The organism is Hahella sp. NBU794 (assembly GCF_050749805.1).
GTDB lineage: Bacteria > Pseudomonadota > Gammaproteobacteria > Pseudomonadales > Oleiphilaceae > Hahella.
Genome location: NZ_CP192738.1, coordinates 1899956 through 1917685 on the forward strand (window position 1 = coordinate 1899956; position 17730 = coordinate 1917685).

The following is a 17730-nucleotide window of genomic DNA, read 5'->3' on the forward strand; positions in this document are numbered from 1 at the left end:
CACCTTCATTTGCAGAAAGGCTTCTTCATGATTGATGGTAAACGCGTACTGGCGATTATTCCCGCCCGTGGCGGCAGCAAAGGCCTTCCCGGTAAAAATATTCGTCCCTTATGCGGCGTTCCTTTGGTGGGGTGGCCGATCAGGGCGGCCCTTCAGTCCCGCTATGTGGATCGGGTGCTGGTGTCTACCGACTCGCCGGAGATTGCTGAGGTGGCGAAGAGTCAGGGCGCGGAGGTTCCTTTCCTGCGACCCGATGAGCTGGCGGGCGATTGCGCGCCGACAGCGCCGGTGTTGCTGCATACCCTGGATTGGTGCCGGCAGCATGGCGAGTCCTACGATTATTTAGTGCTGCTTGAGCCGACGTCCCCGCTCACTGAAGCTACCGACGTGGATAAGGCGTTGGAAATGCTATTCGGGTCGCGAGAGGCGCAAGCAATTGTCGGGGTGGCGGATGTCGATGTTCATCACCCAGTGTACTGTGCGGTGATCAATGAACGCGGTTTGCTGGCGCCTTACCAAGGCGGAGACTTCGCCGCCATGCCGCGCCGGCAGGATATTCCCGACGTGTATTACTTTGACGGAACCCTCTACATTTCCACAGTCGAAGCTTTACGTGAGAAAGGCGGTTTCTACCATGATCGAACACTGCCTTACGTGGTGCCTAAGTGGAAAGCCCTGGACGTGGACACTTTAACGGATTTCATCTGCGTGGAAGCGGTTATGCAACGCAGAGAAGAATTGAAGTCTATGTGAACTCTTTGAGCGTGGTCCTATGTCTGATTATCAAAGCCGATTGTTGAGTGTCATTCCTGGTGGAGCGCATACCTACTCCCGAGGTTTTGATCAATTTCCCGCCAATGCGCCGCAGATCCTGACCTCCGGCAAAGGCGCCTATGTATTTGACCCGGACAATAAGCGTTATCTCGATTACGGCATGGCGTTGCGCTCGGTGATTCTGGGGTATGCGGATGAAGCGGTGAGTCTGGCCGCCGTTGAACAGATCTGGGCGGGCAACAATCTCACACGGGCGTCGACCATAGAGCTGGAGGCGGCCGAACTGCTGGTGGACATGATCGACTCCGTGGATATGGTCAAGTTCACCAAGAATGGCTCCACCGCTGTGTCGGCGGCGGTGAAATTGGCGCGCGCCTATACCGGGCGTGATCTGATTGCGCGCTGCGGGCAGCATCCATTTTTTTCCTATGATGACTGGTTTATCGGCTCAACGCCTTTGACGCGAGGGATTCCCCAGAATGTAGTGGAGCAGACCAAGTGCTTTAACTACAACGATTTGGCGTCACTGGAGCAACTCTTCGCCGCTTATCCGCAACAAATCGCCTGTGTCGTCATGGAGCCTGCAACCTCGGAGCATCCTGCGCCGTCAGCTACTCACGAGGGCGAAACCTTTCTGCATGATGTGCAGCGCCTGTGCGCGCGTCATGGCGTCGTTTTTGTCCTTGATGAAATGATTACCGGGTTTCGTTGGGATCTGCGTGGGGCGCAGCATAAATATCGCATCAAGCCGGACCTTTGCACATTCGGCAAAGCCATGGCCAACGGCTTTTCGGTGGCGGCGGTGGCGGGGCGCAGAGAAATCATGGAGCTGGGCTCTATTGAAAAGAGCGGGGCGGAGCGCTTGTTTCTGCTGTCGACGACCCATGGCGCGGAAATGTGCGGCCTGGGGGCTTTTGTGAAAACGGCGGCCATGTTGCGGGAGCGCGATGTCGTTAATCATATCTGGTCATACGGGGCCAAACTGAAGTCCGGTATGAACGCTCTGGCGGCGGAAGCGGGAGTGGCGGATTACTTTCGTGTGGAAGGCATAGACTGTTCACCGGGTTATCTGACGTTGGATCGCGATGGAAATCCTTCGATGGCGCTACGCACGCTATTCAGCCAGGAAATGGTCCGGCAAGGCGTACTGATGCCATGGATCGCCTTGAGTCGGGAGCATGGCGAAGAAGAACTGGAGCAGACCTTGAGTGCGGTTAAAAACGCATTGAGGGTATATGCGCAAGCGCTGGAATCTGGATGGGAGAACTTGCTGGAAGGGCCCGTCATCAAACCTGTTTTTCGCAAATATAACTGATCTCAGCTATATAACATTGTATATACGGCGTTTTTCGACGCGGGCGGACGGCTGGCGCTCGAAAATACAATGGCGTACCAATTGCAGTCACTATAAAGAAATGGCGGGCGAGACAAATTTTCGTCACCCCGGCAAAGAACAGCAGCCTGTGCGAGAGAGGAAGCCATGACGACTCACAATCCACACGATGACTTTGTAGAGATTCAACCTATTACGCAGACCCCGCAATCTGCGCCCAAACCCGCCAAGCTGCCGCCGGTGACGCTGTCGCAACAGGATTTGGCGGACATTAACGCTCACCTCAATCAAAGCCCGGTAGACCTGCTGAAAGTGCCGGCAGTGCGAATGATACTGACCCGCAACCGCATGGCCCAGGTGAATCGCGAGAGTATCGAGCGGGCGGCGAACGTCGACTCCGCCGTTATCGATAACTGCATTGAATACAACATGTCCTGTCTGGCGGATGACGTCACTCATAATCGTCCGGAGCGCTTGATCGCCCCCTTGTGCCAGATCGGCTACATTGCGCGAAACATGCCGAAAATGCGAGTGCTGACGGTGGGACCGCGTTCGGAATCGGAGCTGCTTTGCCTGATATCCTCGGGCTTTAATGAAAATAATATCCGTGGTCTGGATCTGTTCAGCTTTTCTCCCTATATCGACGCTGGCGACATGCACGCCATGCCTTATCCGGACCACTCTTTCGACATCATTATCCTTGGCTGGGTGCTGGCATACAGCAAAGACAATAAAAAGGCGGCGCAGGAAGTATTGCGGGTGGCCAAGCCTGGCGCTCACATCGCCATTGGCTGCCAGGTGCAGGAAATTGTGGATGAGGCGTACTGGGAGCAATGGTCGAAAGCCAACAACAAACCCCATGTCACTGCGGGCACCAAGTTCAAACATACCAATGAGTTGCTGGCGTTGTTCGGGACCTCCATTGACCGGGTTATTTTTCAGGAGGACGCCCACCCAGAGTTTGAGGGCAAAACCTACGACATCATGACGATATTCAGGCTGAAGTAGAGCGAATTCTGGGACTGACGCATATCAGGGGGAAGCTTTATGTCCGCATCTGAAATCATGAGGCAAGTGTCGGAACATTATGACCTGCGAACCGGTTGTCGCCAGTATCATCTGGAGTGCCAGCAGGCTTTCACCCGGTTTCTGACCATGCCGGGATATTCATCTTTTTACAACAACGGTTTTGATCGCCTGCAGGTATTGGATACGGCGCATGTGGAGCGCGTTATGCAACAGCTGCAGCGCTTGCAGAATGATGACCGCAGCGCCTGGCTGGACCCTCACGTGGAGACCGTTAGATTTGACTACCGGAATGACGCGGACTGGATAAGAGAGATGTATGGAGCGGTGCTCAACCTGGACATGGACCGCATCCTGGTGAATTTCTTCCAGTCCGAGTACATGGTGCACTCGCTATGTTTTCATCGCACATTCCCCACGCAAGTGGAGGACGATGTGTCCTATCGCTGGCATCGGGACGCTGGGCCTACCGGGCATATAAAAATCATTATTTATTTCACTGGCGGAGAAATCAGCGGCGCGGGAACGGAAGCGCTGGACGTCAACGTCACCTATGAGCTGGCGGAGCAGGGGTATTCATTTCCACCGCTGAACGAACGTCGCTCGGATCTGGGCGAGTATTTCGACCGCGCCAATATTGTTTATAAGCCCTACGATCATTGTACGCGAGCTGGTGAAGCGCTGGTCTTCAGACCCCGGGACGTGTTGCATCGCGGCGTGTTCTCACGGGACCCGCACTCTCCCAGATATGTCGCGACGATGCTGTTGCTGCCCAGTCCGGTGCATTGGACTCAGGCGCATGAGTTGTGGCCACTATATGCGCAACAACGTTTCGCTGGAAAATCCATTGATATGCAGCATGGCCCAGTCCTGAAAGGGCAGGCTAAGGTGATGGTGCCTTGAGGTCAGTCAGAGTCAGTCGTATAGATAAGGCGTTATAGAAGTTGAACGAATGTATGAAGCAATTGGAAGGGAAAGTCGTCGTCATCACTGGCGGATGCGGTCTGCTTGGCGGGAAGTTTTGTCGTGCAGTGCTGCAGGCTGGCGGCAGGGTGGCGGTGGCGGATATAGATTTATCCCAGGCTGAGTCTTTTGCAGAGAGCCTGCAAAGCGAATTTGGCCGAGAGGCGGCGTGCGCGGTTAAATGCGACATCACTGATAAAGAAAGCATCCTGAAGGCCATCGCTGAAACCGAACGCGCAATGGGGGCGATCAACGCCCTGGTCAACAGCGCCTATCCCCGCAATAAGCAATACGGGCGCAGCTTTTTCGATGTGGAATATGAAGATTTTTGCGGCAATCTGTCATTGCATCTGGGGGGATACTTTTTGGCGTCACAACAGTTCGCCAGGCACTTTGTCGCACAGGGCGGCGGCGCCATTGTGAATATTGCCTCCATTTATGGGGTGACGGCTCCCCGCTTCGATATTTATCAGGGGACGACGATGACGATGCCGGTGGAGTATGCGGCGATTAAATCCGCGCTCATCCACCTCACACGTTACATGGCGAAGTACTTGCGCGGCACAGGCGTAAAGGTCAATGCCATCAGTCCTGGCGGCATTGCAGACGGCCAACCGGAAGCTTTTTTGCAGGCCTATGCGGAATATTGCAGCGAAAAAGGCATGTTGGACCCTGACGATATCTGCGGCGCGCTGGTGTTTTTATTGTCTGACGCTTCGCGTTACATCAATGGCGGCAACCTGATTGTGGATGATGGCTTCTGCCTCTAGATCCGCTACTCCTTAAAAGTATTAAACTGAATAATATTGCTATGAATACTGCTATGAAAAAGCTGAAGAGATGCACTCGGTGCCTGCTGCCCGAGACATATGAAACCATCGAATTTGATGCGAATGGCGTGTGCAATATCTGTCGGTCCTGGGAGATCAAGGCGGATCAGATTGATTGGGGCGCGCGCAAGACGTTGCTGGATCAGCTGATTGCAAAATACCGGGGTAAATACGATTACGACTGCATTGTGCCGTTCAGCGGAGGCAAGGACAGCACCTATCAACTTTACTACCTGGTCAAGGAGTATGGCGTCAAACCACTGGTCGTACGCTTCAATCATGGCTTTATGCGCCCGACTATTGAAGAAAACTGTACGCGCACATTCAAAAATCTGGGGGTGGACGTTATTGAATTCACACCCAACTGGAAGATCGTCAAACGTTTGATGCTGGAGTCTTTTCGTCGCAAGACCGACTTTTGCTGGCATTGTCACACAGGCATTTATTCATACCCCATGCAGATTGCGGTTAAGTTCAATGTGCCGTTGATCATCTGGGGCGAGCCGCAGGCGGAGATCACCGCGTATTACGATTATCTCAACGATGAGATCGAGTATGAGGATGAGAAGAAATTCAACATGATCCGCAATCTTGGCATATCCGCGGACGACATGTACGGCATGATCAATTCGCCGGAAGACCCGATCGACCGCCGTGATCTGGCCCCGTTCACTTATCCCAGCCTGAAAGACCTCAAGCGAATCGGCTACGCCTCCGTTTGCCTGGGAAGCTTTATCCCCTGGGATTATGAGAAGCACGTGAAAGTGATCAAGGAAGAGCTGGGCTGGCGGACAGACGAGGTGGAAAGCGCGCCGATAGCGGTGAACACCACTTGCGAGAAAATTGAATGTTTTATGCAGGGAACCCGTGACTACATCAAGTATTTAAAGCGTGGTTATAGTCGTATCACGCAAATAAACGCCATGAAGCTGCGTCGCGGCCGCATTTCTCTGGAAGAAGCTGAACGCTTGAATGAACTGGATGGGCGGCGACCGGAGTCTCTGGATATTTTCCTGGGATATGTGGGGCTGACCGAGCAGGAGTTTAATGAGATAGTGTCTGGAATGGTCATACCGCCTTTCGAACCTGACTTTGACCATCCTGTCCGCGGCGAACCGCTCTGGGACGCCATTAAATGGTACCGCGAGGATGAGCCTGGATGAATATCGGCGTATTGAACTACGGTATGGGCAATATCAAGTCGGTGCTCAACGCCATTGACGCCGTGGGGTACGACGCCCATGTCGTCGCCGCGCCGGATCAGCTAGCCGAATTGACGCACCTGATCATTCCCGGTGTCGGCGCTTTCGGAAACGCCATGGCCAATCTGGCGTCGGCGGCTTTACTGGAGGCGATCCACGACCACGTTCAACAGGGGCGTCCGTTGATGGGCGTCTGCCTTGGCATGCAATTGTTGGCGACGCAAGGCGAAGAGGGCGGCGTGAACGCCGGCCTTGATCTGATACCCGGTGTGGTGCGTCATCTGGAGGTCGATGGTCCGGTTCCGCATGTCGGATGGAATGCGCTGATTCATCATCAGGAACACCCGATTTTTCAGGGGGTGAAAAAGCATGTGGATTTCTACTTTGTGCATTCCTATTACTTTGCAGCGCAAGATCGCCACCACGTGATTGCGGAAACGGAATACGGCGCGTCATTCCCCGTCGTGGTCGGCCGGGACAATATCGTCGGAGTGCAGTTTCATCCTGAAAAAAGCCAGGATAACGGTTTGAAAATTCTAGAAAACTTTTGTGAATGGGACGGGCGATGCTGAAAAAGCGCATTATTCCCATGCTGCTGTTGAGTCAGGGGCGCATGGTGAAGGGGAAACAATTTTCCGCTTTTCGGGACACTGGCGATCCGGTTTCCGCCGCTCGCATATACAACGCTCAGTTTGCGGATGAACTGGTGTTTCTGGATGTGGACGCCAATCGCCAGGGAAGCGACTTTGAGCAATTGTTGAATCTCATTGATAAGGTGTCCTCCGAGTGTTTTATGCCGCTGAGCGTCGGCGGCGGAGTGAACTCTGTGGAGCAAGTGCGTCGCCTGGTGCAGTCCGGCGCGGATAAAGTCGTTATCACCACTGCCGCTATAGAAAATCCGGGGTTGATTAACGACGCTTCGGCTATCTTTGGCCGCCAATGCATTGTCGTCGGACTGGATGTGAAACGGGAAGATGGCGCATACCGCTTGTACTCTCATTGTGGTCGTCACAAAACAGAGCGGGAGCTGGAAGAGTTTATTCGCGACATGACCCAGCGCGGCGCCGGCGAGTTTATCGTCAACGCTATCGACCGCGACGGCATGATGCAGGGATATGACCTGGATATGATCAAGTGCGCCAAGGCGGTTACTGATCGGCCCGTGCTTGCCGCCGGCGGCGCCGGCACATTCGCGCACCTTGCTGCGGCCTTTCAGGAAGCGAACGCGGATGCGGTGGTGTGTGCGAGTATCTTTCACTTTGGCGACAACAATCCCATTCGCGCCAGATCGCATTTATTGAACGCTGGCGTCCCCATGAAACTCATCAAATAACCATGCAGCTATCTTTAGCCCCTGAGCATCTGGCTCATTATGTCAGTATGCAGCTTGATCATTTTTTCCCGGACGGCCGCAGCGTACAGACGGCGTTGTCTCAATCCCTGCCTGAAGCGCTGAAGCGACTGGAGTTCTGCTTTTCCCATATTCGTCTGAAATACTATGTCGAAAACGATGAGGCCGTGTTTAACCATCTTCACGGCGATCATTACGCTACCTTTTTGTATTTTCTCGCTAACCAGGCCTACCGCGACAGTCAGGTGACGCTGGCGGAAAAGGCGTTTCTTCTTAATAAAGCCTTGCACGGTGTAGACGCCTTCTATGGCGTGGAGCTGCCGCGTATCTTCCTGTTGGTGCACCCGCTTGGAACGGTGCTGGGTTCAGCCTCTTACAGCGACTATCTGACGGTGTACCAGGGCGTGACCATTGGCTCCACCTATCGCGGCGACTACCCAACGATTGGCGAGGGCGCGGTGTTCTGTTCCGGCTCCAAGCTGATTGGTAACTGTCGCGTCGGCGCTAACGTCACTTTTGCCGCGGATGCGTTCGTGCAAGGTATCGATACGCCGGATGACAGTCTGGTCGTGGGAAAATTTCCTGACTGCCGGATATCGCCCAATAAACTGGATAATCGACGGGTCAAGTTTGGCTGATAACGGAGTGAGCGGTTAGCGTCTCAAGAGGGAAGAGGGAAGAGGGAAGAAAAAAACGGCGGGCCTTGCAGCCCGCCGATAGTGGCATTTACCTTTTCACAAAATACAGCTTGAGATCATGGCCGATCACTTTGCCGATATCGGCCCCGAAGACTTCGGTCTGCAGTTGTTTCAATATTGGACCTGAGGGTTGCACCTTGTCGTCCCGGTCTTTGACCTGCGCCAGTTTCCAGTCCACCTCATTGCTAAGGTACGTCAGTACGGACTGAATCTGCGCGCGATCTTCGCCAGCGAACCAGGTGCTGCGACACCCTGTCAGGTTGTAAAAGTGCGGGTGGCTGAGCAATGGCGCCCAGGCGGGATCGTCCGCATTTTCAATAATGGCCCGGCGTAGCAGGCGAATATCATTGGAGCGTCGGGTCAGTCGATAGTGCTCAATGATCGTCTGAGCTTTATCCGTCACCTGGGTCAGTTCGCTGTCGCCGGTTGAAACCTGTACGACGCCGCCTTTACACACCATTCTCTTGATGCTTTCGATCAGGTTAAACTCCGCCTCGCTGAGAGAAGGAAACTTCTCAATCTTCAGGAAGTGAATCGTCGCTCCGTCCTCGATAAAACGCTGGGCGATGGAGTAGGGCCAGAATACGATATTTTCCAGATCATACTGTTCCGCTTTGCGAGCGCCAAAAGCGAGGTTCGCCAGATTCTCGTCGACAGCGATAACGTCCACGTCGTCAAAGTAGCGGGCGAATTCCACTGCTCTTTGTGACGACTCGGCGCCGAGAATCATCGCGCATAGGCGTTCGGGCAACTGCTGCGCCCGCGCCCCTAATACGCTTTCCAATTGTTTGCGCAACGATTGCTCGCTGAAGAACTCTATGTTGCGCCACACTGGGCAGGCCATGGCGACTTCCGCTGCGTCTTCCAGTAACTCAAGCTGTTTTTCCTGAAACCCTTGCTTGTAGCCTTCATCCTCCATGGGTAAGTAGAAGCTGGCTTCCATCAGCAGTTGCATGGACTGCGGCCAGTCGTCCAGGGAGAAAGCCGACAAAAAGCGCGAGTAGGCCTGAGGGAAGAGAGTGACGTACATGGCGGCGACGATAAGAGCGCCTGCGATATCCGTCACGCTGTTTTCCATTGTGCAGGACAGCAGAATCTTTCTGTTCAGGTCGCTGATTTGAGCGGTTTCATCTTCGGCGGCGTAGAGTGCTCCGCCGGTAGCGACATTGTAGACGCCGATGGCGATGGCCAGTTCCTGCAGCCCTTCGCGTAATTCGCCAGAGGCTGTCGTCTCGTCAAGGATGGCTTTGCGTATCAACGTGACGAACTGCTCTACGTCCGCATTTGGCATCACAGTTCTGGTCAGCGCCAAGAGCAGTAACGGGTCCTGCGCGGCGTCGTTGATGTCGATGCACACGTCAGGGTTGCGCAGGTCGTATTTCAACGCCAGCGCCTGTGCGGTAATGCGAGCCAGATTCTGATGAGGCAGGTCTTCTTGCTGCAGTAAATCCAACAGATCGCGCTCAATGGTTTCGGAGCGTCTTTCAACCTGCAGATGAGCGCAGCACTTGATCATGCCGGCGTACAGAGTGGGCCACTCCAGACCGTATTCCAGTAAGCGCCGATAGTGCATATAGGCAATATCGTAATTGCCCATCGCCGCCTGGCAGTGTGCGATGCCCAGAAAGGCGGCGGCGTAGCTTTTATCCTGTTGCAGCGCCTGCTGGAAATATTGCTCCGCCTGGGCGGGCTGATTCTCCATCAGATTCAGATAGCCAAGGTTGGCGATCAGTTGCGGCGCGTTGCGGTCTTGGGCCAGCGCCTGGTTGAAGAACCGGCGCGCTTCGTTAAGCCGTCCTTCATCCAGCTCTATTCGACCCAGCAGGCCCAGCGCCGAGGCTTGCGCTGGCTCCAGCGCCAGCGCTCGCTCTATGAGCGCTTTGGCGGCGCCTCTGTCCTCACTGCGTTGTTGATGCGACGCGCCTGGACGATTGGAGGCGCGGTATATCTCGTTCGCCTCTATCAGTAAGTGGGCGGCTTCAACACGGGTGGATTGAAGTTTTTCGTTTGCTTGCGCTGTTGCCTGCATGGTTCTTACCTCTGCTAGCTCAATTCAATCTCTGTTTAGCCTTGCAGCAGCTGCAGCACCTGCTGCGGCTGTGCATTAGCCTGGGCCAGAATCGACAATCCGGCTGACTGCAATACCTGGGTTCGGGACAGCTCGGCGGTCTCCGCCGCGAAGTCCGCATCGCGGATTCGCGAGTTGGCGGCGGTCAGGTTTTCTGACGCAATCGCCTGGTTGGATATGGTCGACTCGAAGCGATTCTGAATCGCGCCGAGATTCGCACGCTGGAAGTTGATGGTGTTCAACGCGTTGTCTACTGCACTGAGGGCCAGGATGGCGCCGTCCACCGTGGATATATCGATGTTTTGCACCAATTGTCCGGTGGAGTTGGAGCCGTAAGTGCCGACTTCGAACCCGCTCTTTTCTATCTGACCAGTCAGCGTATCCAGCTCGATGGCTCCGGCCGAGAGCAGGGTGATGGTGCTGGCGGTGACAGTGTCCACCGTGCCCAATCCAATTAAAGACGTGGTTGTAGAGGCGTTGGATATCTGAATGTTCCTGCCATCGTCGGCGATCATTCTGTAACTGCTGCCGAAGGCTTCCGCTTGCACCCCAGTTTGACCGGACTTGTTGTTGATCGCGGTGATAACCGTTCTTTGCACATCCGCCACGGTGTCATTGGAGCCGTAGGAGATGTTGATCTGCACGCCATTGATCTGGAAGTTGAAGTTTTGCGCGCTGCCGGTCACCAACGCCGTGGCGTTTTGGATCGTATCGTTTACCTCCGCCACAACGCCGGTCTGATCGCTGACCTTGTTGATCGCCACAGCTTTGGCGATGGCGCTGGAGTCCGTTTGCGTGCTGGAAGAGGTGTCAAAGTTGGTTTGCGTCGGGCCGATGGGAACGCCGTTGATAACCAGATCGCCGGCAGCGAACGGGTTGGCGTCCACCTGGTCGCTGATGGCGCCGCTGTTATTACCGCTGAAGGTGCCTACAGAAAGACCCGCGTTGCCAATGTTACCGGTTGTGGTGTCGAGTCCAATGGCGCTGCCGTCGCGTGATATGAGCGTAAAGGTGCCCGTGTAGGTAACGGCGGCGGAGGCGGCCGTGTCGGAAGGCGGCAAACCGAAGGCGGTGGAGTTGAGGGCCGTGCTTTGGATGACAATGTTGCGGCCATCCTCCGCCGTCAGCCTGATGCCGACCGTCGGGTTGCCGTCAAACGAGGCGGTGACGCCGGTTTGTCCGGATTTTTCATTGATCGCCGCTGCGACGTTCTCAAGATTGACCTGCGATGACAGGTTAGAGGAGATGGTCACTGCGATCGCCACGCCGTTTATCGTCACGGACGCTGACTGGGTGGTGGCGATAAAAGTGGTGGAGCCGCTGACGTAGGTGCCGTTAATCACGGCTTCTACGCCGGTGGATTCCGTCAGTTTGTTGATCGCCGCCACTTTGGCGATGGCGCTCTGGTCCTGGTTGGCGCTGGAGAACGCATCGTCAACGCCAGTGGATGCGCCAATGGCGATGCCGTTGATCACCAGGTCGCCGGCAGCGAGAGCCGCGGCTTCCGGTTCCGAGGATATGCCGTCGGTTTCCGCCGCTCCCAGTTTGTCCACCGTAGCGCCTTCAATACCGAAAGTGACCGATTCCCCTTCGTTGGCGCCGATTTGGAAGGTCACGTCAGTGAAGGTGCCGTCCAACAATTTGGTGCCGTTGAAGTTAGTTTGCTCCGATACCCGCTTGATCTCTTGAAGCAGCTGGTTGACCTCTTCATTCAGCGCTTTGCGATCCAGCCCGCTGTTGGTGGCGTTGGCGGATTGCAGCGCCAGGTCGCGAATACGCAGGAGGTTTTCGCTCATCGCGCCAAGCGCGCCTTCCGCTGTTTGCGACAGCGACACGGCGTCGCCGGCGTTGCGGATAGCGACGCTTAATCCTCGTACCTGGGAGGTAAAGCGGGTGGATATCGCCAAGCCGGCGGCGTCGTCCCGCGCGCTGTTGATACGAAGACCCGATGACAGGCGCGCCAGAGCGGTCTGGTTGGCCGACTGCGAATTATTAAGATTTCGCTGCGCGTTGATCGAGGCGATGTTGGTATTAATTATCTGAGGCATAACTTCCCCCTATTGCGTCTATACCAGCCGGGCCGTTTCCTTCGTAAGAGCCGCTCGGATGCGTAGCAACCGGCTACCTGACTTTGCCTGCCCCTCTATGCGAATAAAAATTGCGCAGAAAGGAGCGTTTCCACTGCCTATGCAAAAGCATTGCCAGAACTTTTGGGAAATTTTATGTGTTTGATTTTTAATCACAAAAAAACGCAGATAGGTTTGCGGGCAAGGGAGGCCTATGGATTTTGGCAGGAGTTTGCCAAGGGGCGGTCAAAAAGTTGCCGCTTGCCGCCAAGAGGAAAATGGGGATAACAATTGCTCTCTCCTTCATATAGATAGCGCCGCCTTGCAAAGAAAGGCGCGTAAGCTGACGCCTCCCTTTTTGAAGCGGCTGCGGAAATGGCGGCATGATAATTGCCGAGCTTGAAAGATAGAGGCGTTAAAAGTGGCGAAAACAGGAGTAATGGGCAGATCACTGCTACGCTAACTTTGTCTGTTCACTAAAAATTTTTCGAGTGACGGAAAATTGCCGCCCCAATTTTCTCGTTCGGAAAAACTAAAAAAGAGATAGAAGCAATGACCGATCAAGCGGAAATACTTAAGCCTTTCATCGAGCGCAGGGAAAAGAATTTAGCCTACTTCAAAGACCACTTTCCCGGCATTTATAAGCACTTCCTGAACTATCAGATGAAAAAATCCAAGCTGAATATCATCCCTGACGCTGGTGAAGTGGATATTCACGATGAAGGCCATTCCGTATACGGCGGTAAAGCCAAGGCCTATGCTCTGAACGAAATCAAGGAATTCACCAAGGTCTACAGTGAAGGCGGCAAGGTGGTTTCTATTGACCCGCCGTTTCCCGGCGATTACTGCTTCCCAAGGTTTTTCTTCAAAGCCGCTGACGCCATTATTCGAAAATCTCCTATTAATAAGTCGAATTTCAATCATTTTTGGCTGGGGGATTCTTATCCCTGCATTGTCTTCCTCGGGTGCGGCGTGGGTTATCACATTGAGGCCTTCCTGGAGCAGCACAAGGTCAACTACGCCGTGGTTTTTGAGCCTAATCTGGATCATTTCGCCGCGAGTCTGTACGCCGTCGACTGGGCGGAGATCTGCAGCAAGTATGACGGCGCGGAAGGGCGCACCATTCACTTTCTGCTGGGCGGGCAGGAAGACGAATACTCACAGTGGGCGCTGCTGTGGAATAACCTGGTTACGACACCGCCAGCTTTTCCTCTCGCGACGCTGTTTTATAATCATCGCGGCCTGAAGTCCCACGATAATTTATCTGAGAAGGTGTGCGACGACCTGTATGTGTTCCTGGTTTCCTGGGGCAATTATGACGATGAGGTCAACCAGCTCAATCAGGCGGCGCACAATATATATAGCGGCGTTGAGTTATTGCCGCCGCCTGTCAATGACATAACCGATGTGCCGGTGTGCATTGTCGGGGCGGGTCCCTCCCTGGACTTGCGCATTGATCAGTTACGGGAGATGCAACAGCGCGGCGCGTTGATCATTTCATGCGGCTCCTCCATCACTGCGTTGCATCCGATGGGAATCAAACCGGATATTCATGTCGAACTGGAGTCTGACTATCAATATGTGGTCGGGCAGTTGGAGCGGCTTAAAGATCCCGATTACTTGAATTCGATAAAAGTTATTGCTCCTATTCACATCAGCCCGATCGTATACCAGTTGTTTGGCGAACGGCGCGCATACATCAAAGAAGAGTGTGGGCTGGCGACCATGTTTCCCGAACATGGGCAGATCATCCGCGGGGGAACTCCCACTTGCACCAACCTCGGGTTAGCCTGGGCGCTGCACTACGGATTCAAGAACATCTTGCTGTTTGGAATGGACTTTGGGTTCACGGACAGACGCCATCACCATGCGCAAAGCTCGATCTATTACGACGACGACGCCCATGAGGCGTTCAAGCGCAGCGTGGATTACGACGGCCAGCATGTGTTTAAGGTGGAGGGTGTTGACGGCGGCTCCGTTTTGACGTCACCGCAATATTTCGCCGCCAAACGCAAAGCGGAAAACAGTCTGAGAGACTTCCCTGAGCGCGGCAAAGTCTACAACTTTTCTCATGGGGCCAAGATTGAGGGCTCTGAGTGGGTGGCGCCGGGACCATTACCGATTTCCCTGACGGCGCTCAACGCGAGCAGCGACAAGAAGCAGAAGGTGGTGGATTACCTCTACGCGTCGCAGCACGAAAAAATACCGGTAGACGTGCTTGAGAAGAAGCGAGACCGCTTAAATGTCTTGTTCGGGCAGTTCAGCGACGATGTTTCGACATTTTTGCAGGCGCCCATTATCAGCAAAGATGAAATGAACAGAGTCTGTAACCGCATCAACACTTACATGGAAGATCAGGTGCAAGTTAAAGCTAAAGAATTTTATTTCCTGTTGCGGGGCTCTATCAGACATTTTCTTTATATCGGTTTCGCGCATACGCTGGCCATTCAGAATGATGCGGAGAGGCTGACCTTCATGGAGGAATGGAGACAGACCATGCTGCGCTTTCTCCTTGATGTACATAAACATTTTCTTCAGGTTATGTACAAAAAATTCGACCTTGAGACAGATCCCTGGGTGCGCCGTTCGATCAATGATCCCGATGACTTTGCGTGAGCGTGAAGTCATGGGGTTAAGGCTTACATTTCATTACAAAGAGCAGGCAAAAATTAACTAAAGAATCTTCTCCTGAAGCCGTTACTAAGGACAACGGGTTAGCGCAGTTCGACCGGCCCTGCTGTGTAGAAGCGAGAACCTCTTAACCGAGTGAGAAGGGTTACAGGAGAAGCAAACATGCCTCAAATAATTAATACCAACATTGCGTCGTTGAATGCGCAGCGTAACCTGAACGCTTCACAGCGGTCAGGAGATACGTCGTTGCAGCGGCTTTCTTCGGGTCTCCGCATCAACAGCGCAAAAGACGACGCGGCAGGTCTGGCGATTTCAACACGTTTCGACGCTCAGATTCGCGGCACTAACGTCGCGGTTCGTAACGCGGGAGACGCGATCTCATTGGCGCAGACCGCTGAAGGCGCTTTGAGCTCAATGAAAGACAGCTTACAGCGTATTCGTGAACTGTCACTGCAATCTGCGAACGACACTAACTCAACTATCGACCGTGAAGCCTTGCAGGAAGAGGTTGGCCAGCTGATCAGCGAGATTGAAAACATCGCTGCAACTACCAACTTCAACGGTAAGAAACTGCTGGACGGCTCTTTCCAGAATTCCGTTTTCCAAACTGGCGCTAACCTGGGGAACACCATTAGCGTGACCATCTCCAAGCTGGACACCAGCACTTTGGGAACAGCGGACACCAGCGGTATTTCCAGCAGAACGACTACGACCGCTCTGGTTGTAGGCAGCACCGGCAATGAAATGGTTGCAGGGGACATCGTTATCAACGGCATCTCCGTGGGCGCATCTGTGGGTACCGACGACACGGCTTCCACCAGCCATGCGGCGTCAAGCGCCATTGCTAAGGCGGCGGCGATTAATGATGTATCCGATCAGACAGGCGTCACCGCTACTGTCGACGCAAACTATGTCGCGGGCACCACTACCGCCGACGCGACTGCGGCGAACGTGAGCTTGAACCTGAACGGGGTCAGCATCAACCTGAGTAAAGGCACCACCTTGACTGTCGAGCAGAACCTGCAAGCGACAGCGGACGCCATTAACGAAAAATCCGGCGCCACAGGCGTGCGCGCGGTCTTCGACGGCGACACCGCCAAGGGTATCTCCCTGGTGGCTGACGACGGTCGTAACATCGTATTGACTGAAACTACGAGCAACACCTTGGCTACCTTTGGTTTGGCCGCGGCAAGCTCCCTGGGTAACGCCTATGTCGGCACCTACTCGCTTTCAAGCGATGACGGCAGCGACATTGCACTGACCACGACTACAGGCAACATCGATAACGCCGGCTTTGAAGTAGGGTCATTCAGCGGAAACAACGCAGGTATTGTGAGCGATAATGGCACCACCACCGCTTTGGTGACTGGCGACATCGTCATCAACAACGTGGGTATCGGGCCCAGCTTGAGCACTGACGATACGGCTTCCACTGCGAATGCGGACGGTAGCGCCATCGCGAAAGCGGCTGCGATCAACCGTTCGTCTGACCAGACTGGCGTTACCGCGCTGGCTAACGAAAACCGTGTTAACTCAGGCAACCTGACTACCACGACTGCCTCTGCGACGATTACGGTCAACGGCGTGTCCATCACTGCGAGCTTCAGCACCACTGACGACGTCGCTGTGAAACAGGCTGCGATCATCGATGCGATCAACCAGAAATCCGGTCAGACTGGCGTTACTGCGGAAGTACTGGACTCTGACTCCTTCACTCTGGTGGCTGCGGACGGTCGTAACATCGACATCAGCGGCGCCACAGCGATGGCCAGCATCACCACCACGACCTTTGTCAGCTCTGTGACGCTGTTGTCTGGCGGTCAGATAGACGTTGAATCCAACACCAACTCTGCCGGTCTGGCGAAAGCGGGTCTGAGAATCGGTACATTCGGCGGCGCTGAAAGCGGCTCTCTGCTGCAGGATGTGGATATCTCTACTGTAGCTGGCGCTGAAGCGGCTCTGAAGGCGGTGGATAACGCATTGCAGACTGTAACGTCCAAACAGGCGGAACTGGGCGCCATCCAGAACCGCTTCCAGAACACGATTGCGAACTTGGAAGTGAACAACGAGAACCTGAACTCCGCCAACAGCCGGATCAGGGACGCAGACTTCGCATCCGAGACCGCAGCGTTGTCAAGGGCGCAGGTACTGCAACAGGCCGGTATCTCGATATTGGCGCAGGCTAATGCAAGACCCCAGCAAGTCTTGTCGCTCCTGCAGTAACGGAGTGAACTAACGTGAAATACCGGCCGGATGTTCTCTTCCGGCCGGTTTAAGCGTTAAGACATGCTAAGAGGTGAGATATGAATGACGTTAAGACTACTGAACTGAGTATGGCGGCGGCCACTAAACCCGTGAACCTGCCGTCTGCTCAGTCCGCGACGTCGTCACCTCCGATTGAACCTAAGGTTAAGTCCGGGGTAGCAACGTCTACGCCTGATACGCAGGCTGCGAAGCAGAGCTCTGCAGCCCAGCCCACCAACGACATTGCCAATAAGCAACAGCAACAGTTGGAGAGGGAGCAAAGCCACGAGCTTAGGGAAGCGGTGACCAAGTTGAATGAATACGTTCAATCTGTGCAGCGTGACCTGCAGTTCGAATTGGATGAGGTCTCGGGAAGAACGGTCATTACTGTTTTGGACAGAACCACAAAAGAAGTAGTGAGACAGATTCCCGATGACTTGGCCCTTAAGCTGGCTCGCAACTTGCAGCAGGATGAACCAGTTAATCTGTTTTCCGCCAAGGCGTGAGGCTTGGCGGAAAACAGATAGGGTTCGGCAGGAATTTA

At 54.3% G+C, this 17730-nt stretch carries 14 protein-coding genes; 12 read left to right on the forward strand and 2 right to left on the reverse strand.

Features of this window, described 5'->3' with window-relative positions; genetic code table 11:
* Positions 1-27: 27 nt before the first annotated feature.
* The 9 genes from ACQYWX_RS08610 to ACQYWX_RS08650 all read left to right on the forward strand — a co-directional run bounded on the left by ACQYWX_RS08610 (position 28) and on the right by ACQYWX_RS08650 (position 8117).
* Positions 28-753 (forward strand): cytidylyltransferase domain-containing protein, encoded by a 726-nt coding sequence (locus tag ACQYWX_RS08610; protein ID WP_431688497.1) that lies wholly within the window; start codon positions 28-30, stop codon positions 751-753.
* Positions 754-772: 19 nt separating this feature from the next.
* Positions 773-2089 (forward strand): glutamate-1-semialdehyde 2,1-aminomutase, encoded by a 1317-nt coding sequence (locus ACQYWX_RS08615; RefSeq protein ID WP_431688498.1) that lies wholly within the window; start codon positions 773-775, stop codon positions 2087-2089.
* Positions 2090-2254: 165 nt separating this feature from the next.
* Positions 2255-3115: a class I SAM-dependent methyltransferase gene (locus ACQYWX_RS08620; protein ID WP_011398589.1), complete on the forward strand. Its 861-nt coding sequence runs from the start codon at positions 2255-2257 to the stop codon at positions 3113-3115.
* Between the two features lie 39 nt (positions 3116-3154).
* Positions 3155-4036, forward strand: a complete 882-nt coding sequence (locus ACQYWX_RS08625) for a hypothetical protein (RefSeq protein ID WP_431688499.1) — start codon at positions 3155-3157, stop codon at positions 4034-4036.
* Between the two features lie 53 nt (positions 4037-4089).
* Positions 4090-4866, forward strand: a complete 777-nt coding sequence (locus ACQYWX_RS08630; protein ID WP_216737826.1) for an oxidoreductase — start codon at positions 4090-4092, stop codon at positions 4864-4866.
* Positions 4867-4919: 53 nt separating this feature from the next.
* Entirely contained in the window at positions 4920-6089 is a 1170-nt protein-coding gene (locus ACQYWX_RS08635; protein ID WP_431688500.1) for an N-acetyl sugar amidotransferase, read from the forward strand.
* A complete protein-coding gene (gene hisH / locus ACQYWX_RS08640; protein WP_431688501.1) occupies positions 6086-6700 on the forward strand; it encodes an imidazole glycerol phosphate synthase subunit HisH in 615 nt (204 codons plus the stop codon). The genes ACQYWX_RS08635 and hisH overlap by 4 nt, the downstream gene beginning before the upstream one ends.
* Positions 6694-7461 carry a glycosyl amidation-associated protein WbuZ gene (gene wbuZ, locus ACQYWX_RS08645; protein ID WP_431688502.1) on the forward strand — a complete coding sequence of 256 codons (768 nt, stop codon included), beginning with the start codon at positions 6694-6696 and terminating at the stop codon, positions 7459-7461. The genes hisH and wbuZ overlap by 7 nt, the downstream gene beginning before the upstream one ends.
* Before the next feature lie 2 nt (positions 7462-7463).
* The gene (locus ACQYWX_RS08650) at positions 7464-8117 is read left to right on the forward strand and encodes a serine acetyltransferase (RefSeq protein WP_431688503.1); all 654 of its coding nucleotides are present in this window, start codon (positions 7464-7466) and stop codon (positions 8115-8117) included.
* Positions 8118-8205: 88 nt separating this feature from the next.
* On the opposite strand, the gene ACQYWX_RS08655 is transcribed toward ACQYWX_RS08650, so the two are convergent.
* Both ACQYWX_RS08655 and ACQYWX_RS08660 read right to left on the reverse strand, forming a co-directional pair.
* Positions 8206-10206 (reverse strand): tetratricopeptide repeat protein, encoded by a 2001-nt coding sequence (locus ACQYWX_RS08655; protein ID WP_431688504.1) that lies wholly within the window; start codon positions 10204-10206, stop codon positions 8206-8208.
* A gap of 35 nt (positions 10207-10241) precedes the next feature.
* On the reverse strand, positions 10242-12293 hold the full coding sequence (locus ACQYWX_RS08660; protein WP_216737820.1) for a flagellin: 2052 nt from the start codon (positions 12291-12293) through the stop codon (positions 10242-10244).
* Positions 12294-12863: 570 nt separating this feature from the next.
* Between ACQYWX_RS08660 and ACQYWX_RS08665 the strand changes: the two genes are divergently transcribed.
* The 3 genes from ACQYWX_RS08665 to ACQYWX_RS08675 all read left to right on the forward strand — a co-directional run bounded on the left by ACQYWX_RS08665 (position 12864) and on the right by ACQYWX_RS08675 (position 17692).
* Entirely contained in the window at positions 12864-14927 is a 2064-nt protein-coding gene (locus ACQYWX_RS08665) for a motility associated factor glycosyltransferase family protein (RefSeq protein ID WP_431688505.1), read from the forward strand.
* A 177-nt stretch (positions 14928-15104) separates the two neighbouring features.
* Positions 15105-17165 (forward strand): flagellin, encoded by a 2061-nt coding sequence (locus ACQYWX_RS08670; protein WP_216737818.1) that lies wholly within the window; start codon positions 15105-15107, stop codon positions 17163-17165.
* A gap of 80 nt (positions 17166-17245) precedes the next feature.
* On the forward strand, positions 17246-17692 hold the full coding sequence (locus ACQYWX_RS08675; RefSeq protein ID WP_279503620.1) for a flagellar protein FlaG: 447 nt from the start codon (positions 17246-17248) through the stop codon (positions 17690-17692).
* Positions 17693-17730: the final 38 nt, after the last annotated feature.

What these genes read in the sequence shown, in the direction of transcription:
- ACQYWX_RS08610 (WP_431688497.1), top strand. Translation starts at nt 28, where the DNA reads ATGATTGATGGTAAACGCGTACTGGCGATTATTCCCGCCCGTGGCGGC.
- ACQYWX_RS08615 (WP_431688498.1), top strand. Translation starts at nt 773, where the DNA reads ATGTCTGATTATCAAAGCCGATTGTTGAGTGTCATTCCTGGTGGAGCG.
- ACQYWX_RS08620 (WP_011398589.1), top strand. Translation starts at nt 2,255, where the DNA reads ATGACGACTCACAATCCACACGATGACTTTGTAGAGATTCAACCTATT.
- ACQYWX_RS08625 (WP_431688499.1), top strand. Translation starts at nt 3,155, where the DNA reads ATGTCCGCATCTGAAATCATGAGGCAAGTGTCGGAACATTATGACCTG.
- ACQYWX_RS08630 (WP_216737826.1), top strand. Translation starts at nt 4,090, where the DNA reads ATGAAGCAATTGGAAGGGAAAGTCGTCGTCATCACTGGCGGATGCGGT.
- ACQYWX_RS08635 (WP_431688500.1), top strand. Translation starts at nt 4,920, where the DNA reads ATGAAAAAGCTGAAGAGATGCACTCGGTGCCTGCTGCCCGAGACATAT.
- hisH (WP_431688501.1), top strand. Translation starts at nt 6,086, where the DNA reads ATGAATATCGGCGTATTGAACTACGGTATGGGCAATATCAAGTCGGTG.
- wbuZ (WP_431688502.1), top strand. Translation starts at nt 6,694, where the DNA reads ATGCTGAAAAAGCGCATTATTCCCATGCTGCTGTTGAGTCAGGGGCGC.
- ACQYWX_RS08650 (WP_431688503.1), top strand. Translation starts at nt 7,464, where the DNA reads ATGCAGCTATCTTTAGCCCCTGAGCATCTGGCTCATTATGTCAGTATG.
- ACQYWX_RS08655 (WP_431688504.1), bottom strand. Translation starts at nt 10,206, where the DNA reads ATGCAGGCAACAGCGCAAGCAAACGAAAAACTTCAATCCACCCGTGTT.
- ACQYWX_RS08660 (WP_216737820.1), bottom strand. Translation starts at nt 12,293, where the DNA reads ATGCCTCAGATAATTAATACCAACATCGCCTCGATCAACGCGCAGCGA.
- ACQYWX_RS08665 (WP_431688505.1), top strand. Translation starts at nt 12,864, where the DNA reads ATGACCGATCAAGCGGAAATACTTAAGCCTTTCATCGAGCGCAGGGAA.
- ACQYWX_RS08670 (WP_216737818.1), top strand. Translation starts at nt 15,105, where the DNA reads ATGCCTCAAATAATTAATACCAACATTGCGTCGTTGAATGCGCAGCGT.
- ACQYWX_RS08675 (WP_279503620.1), top strand. Translation starts at nt 17,246, where the DNA reads ATGAATGACGTTAAGACTACTGAACTGAGTATGGCGGCGGCCACTAAA.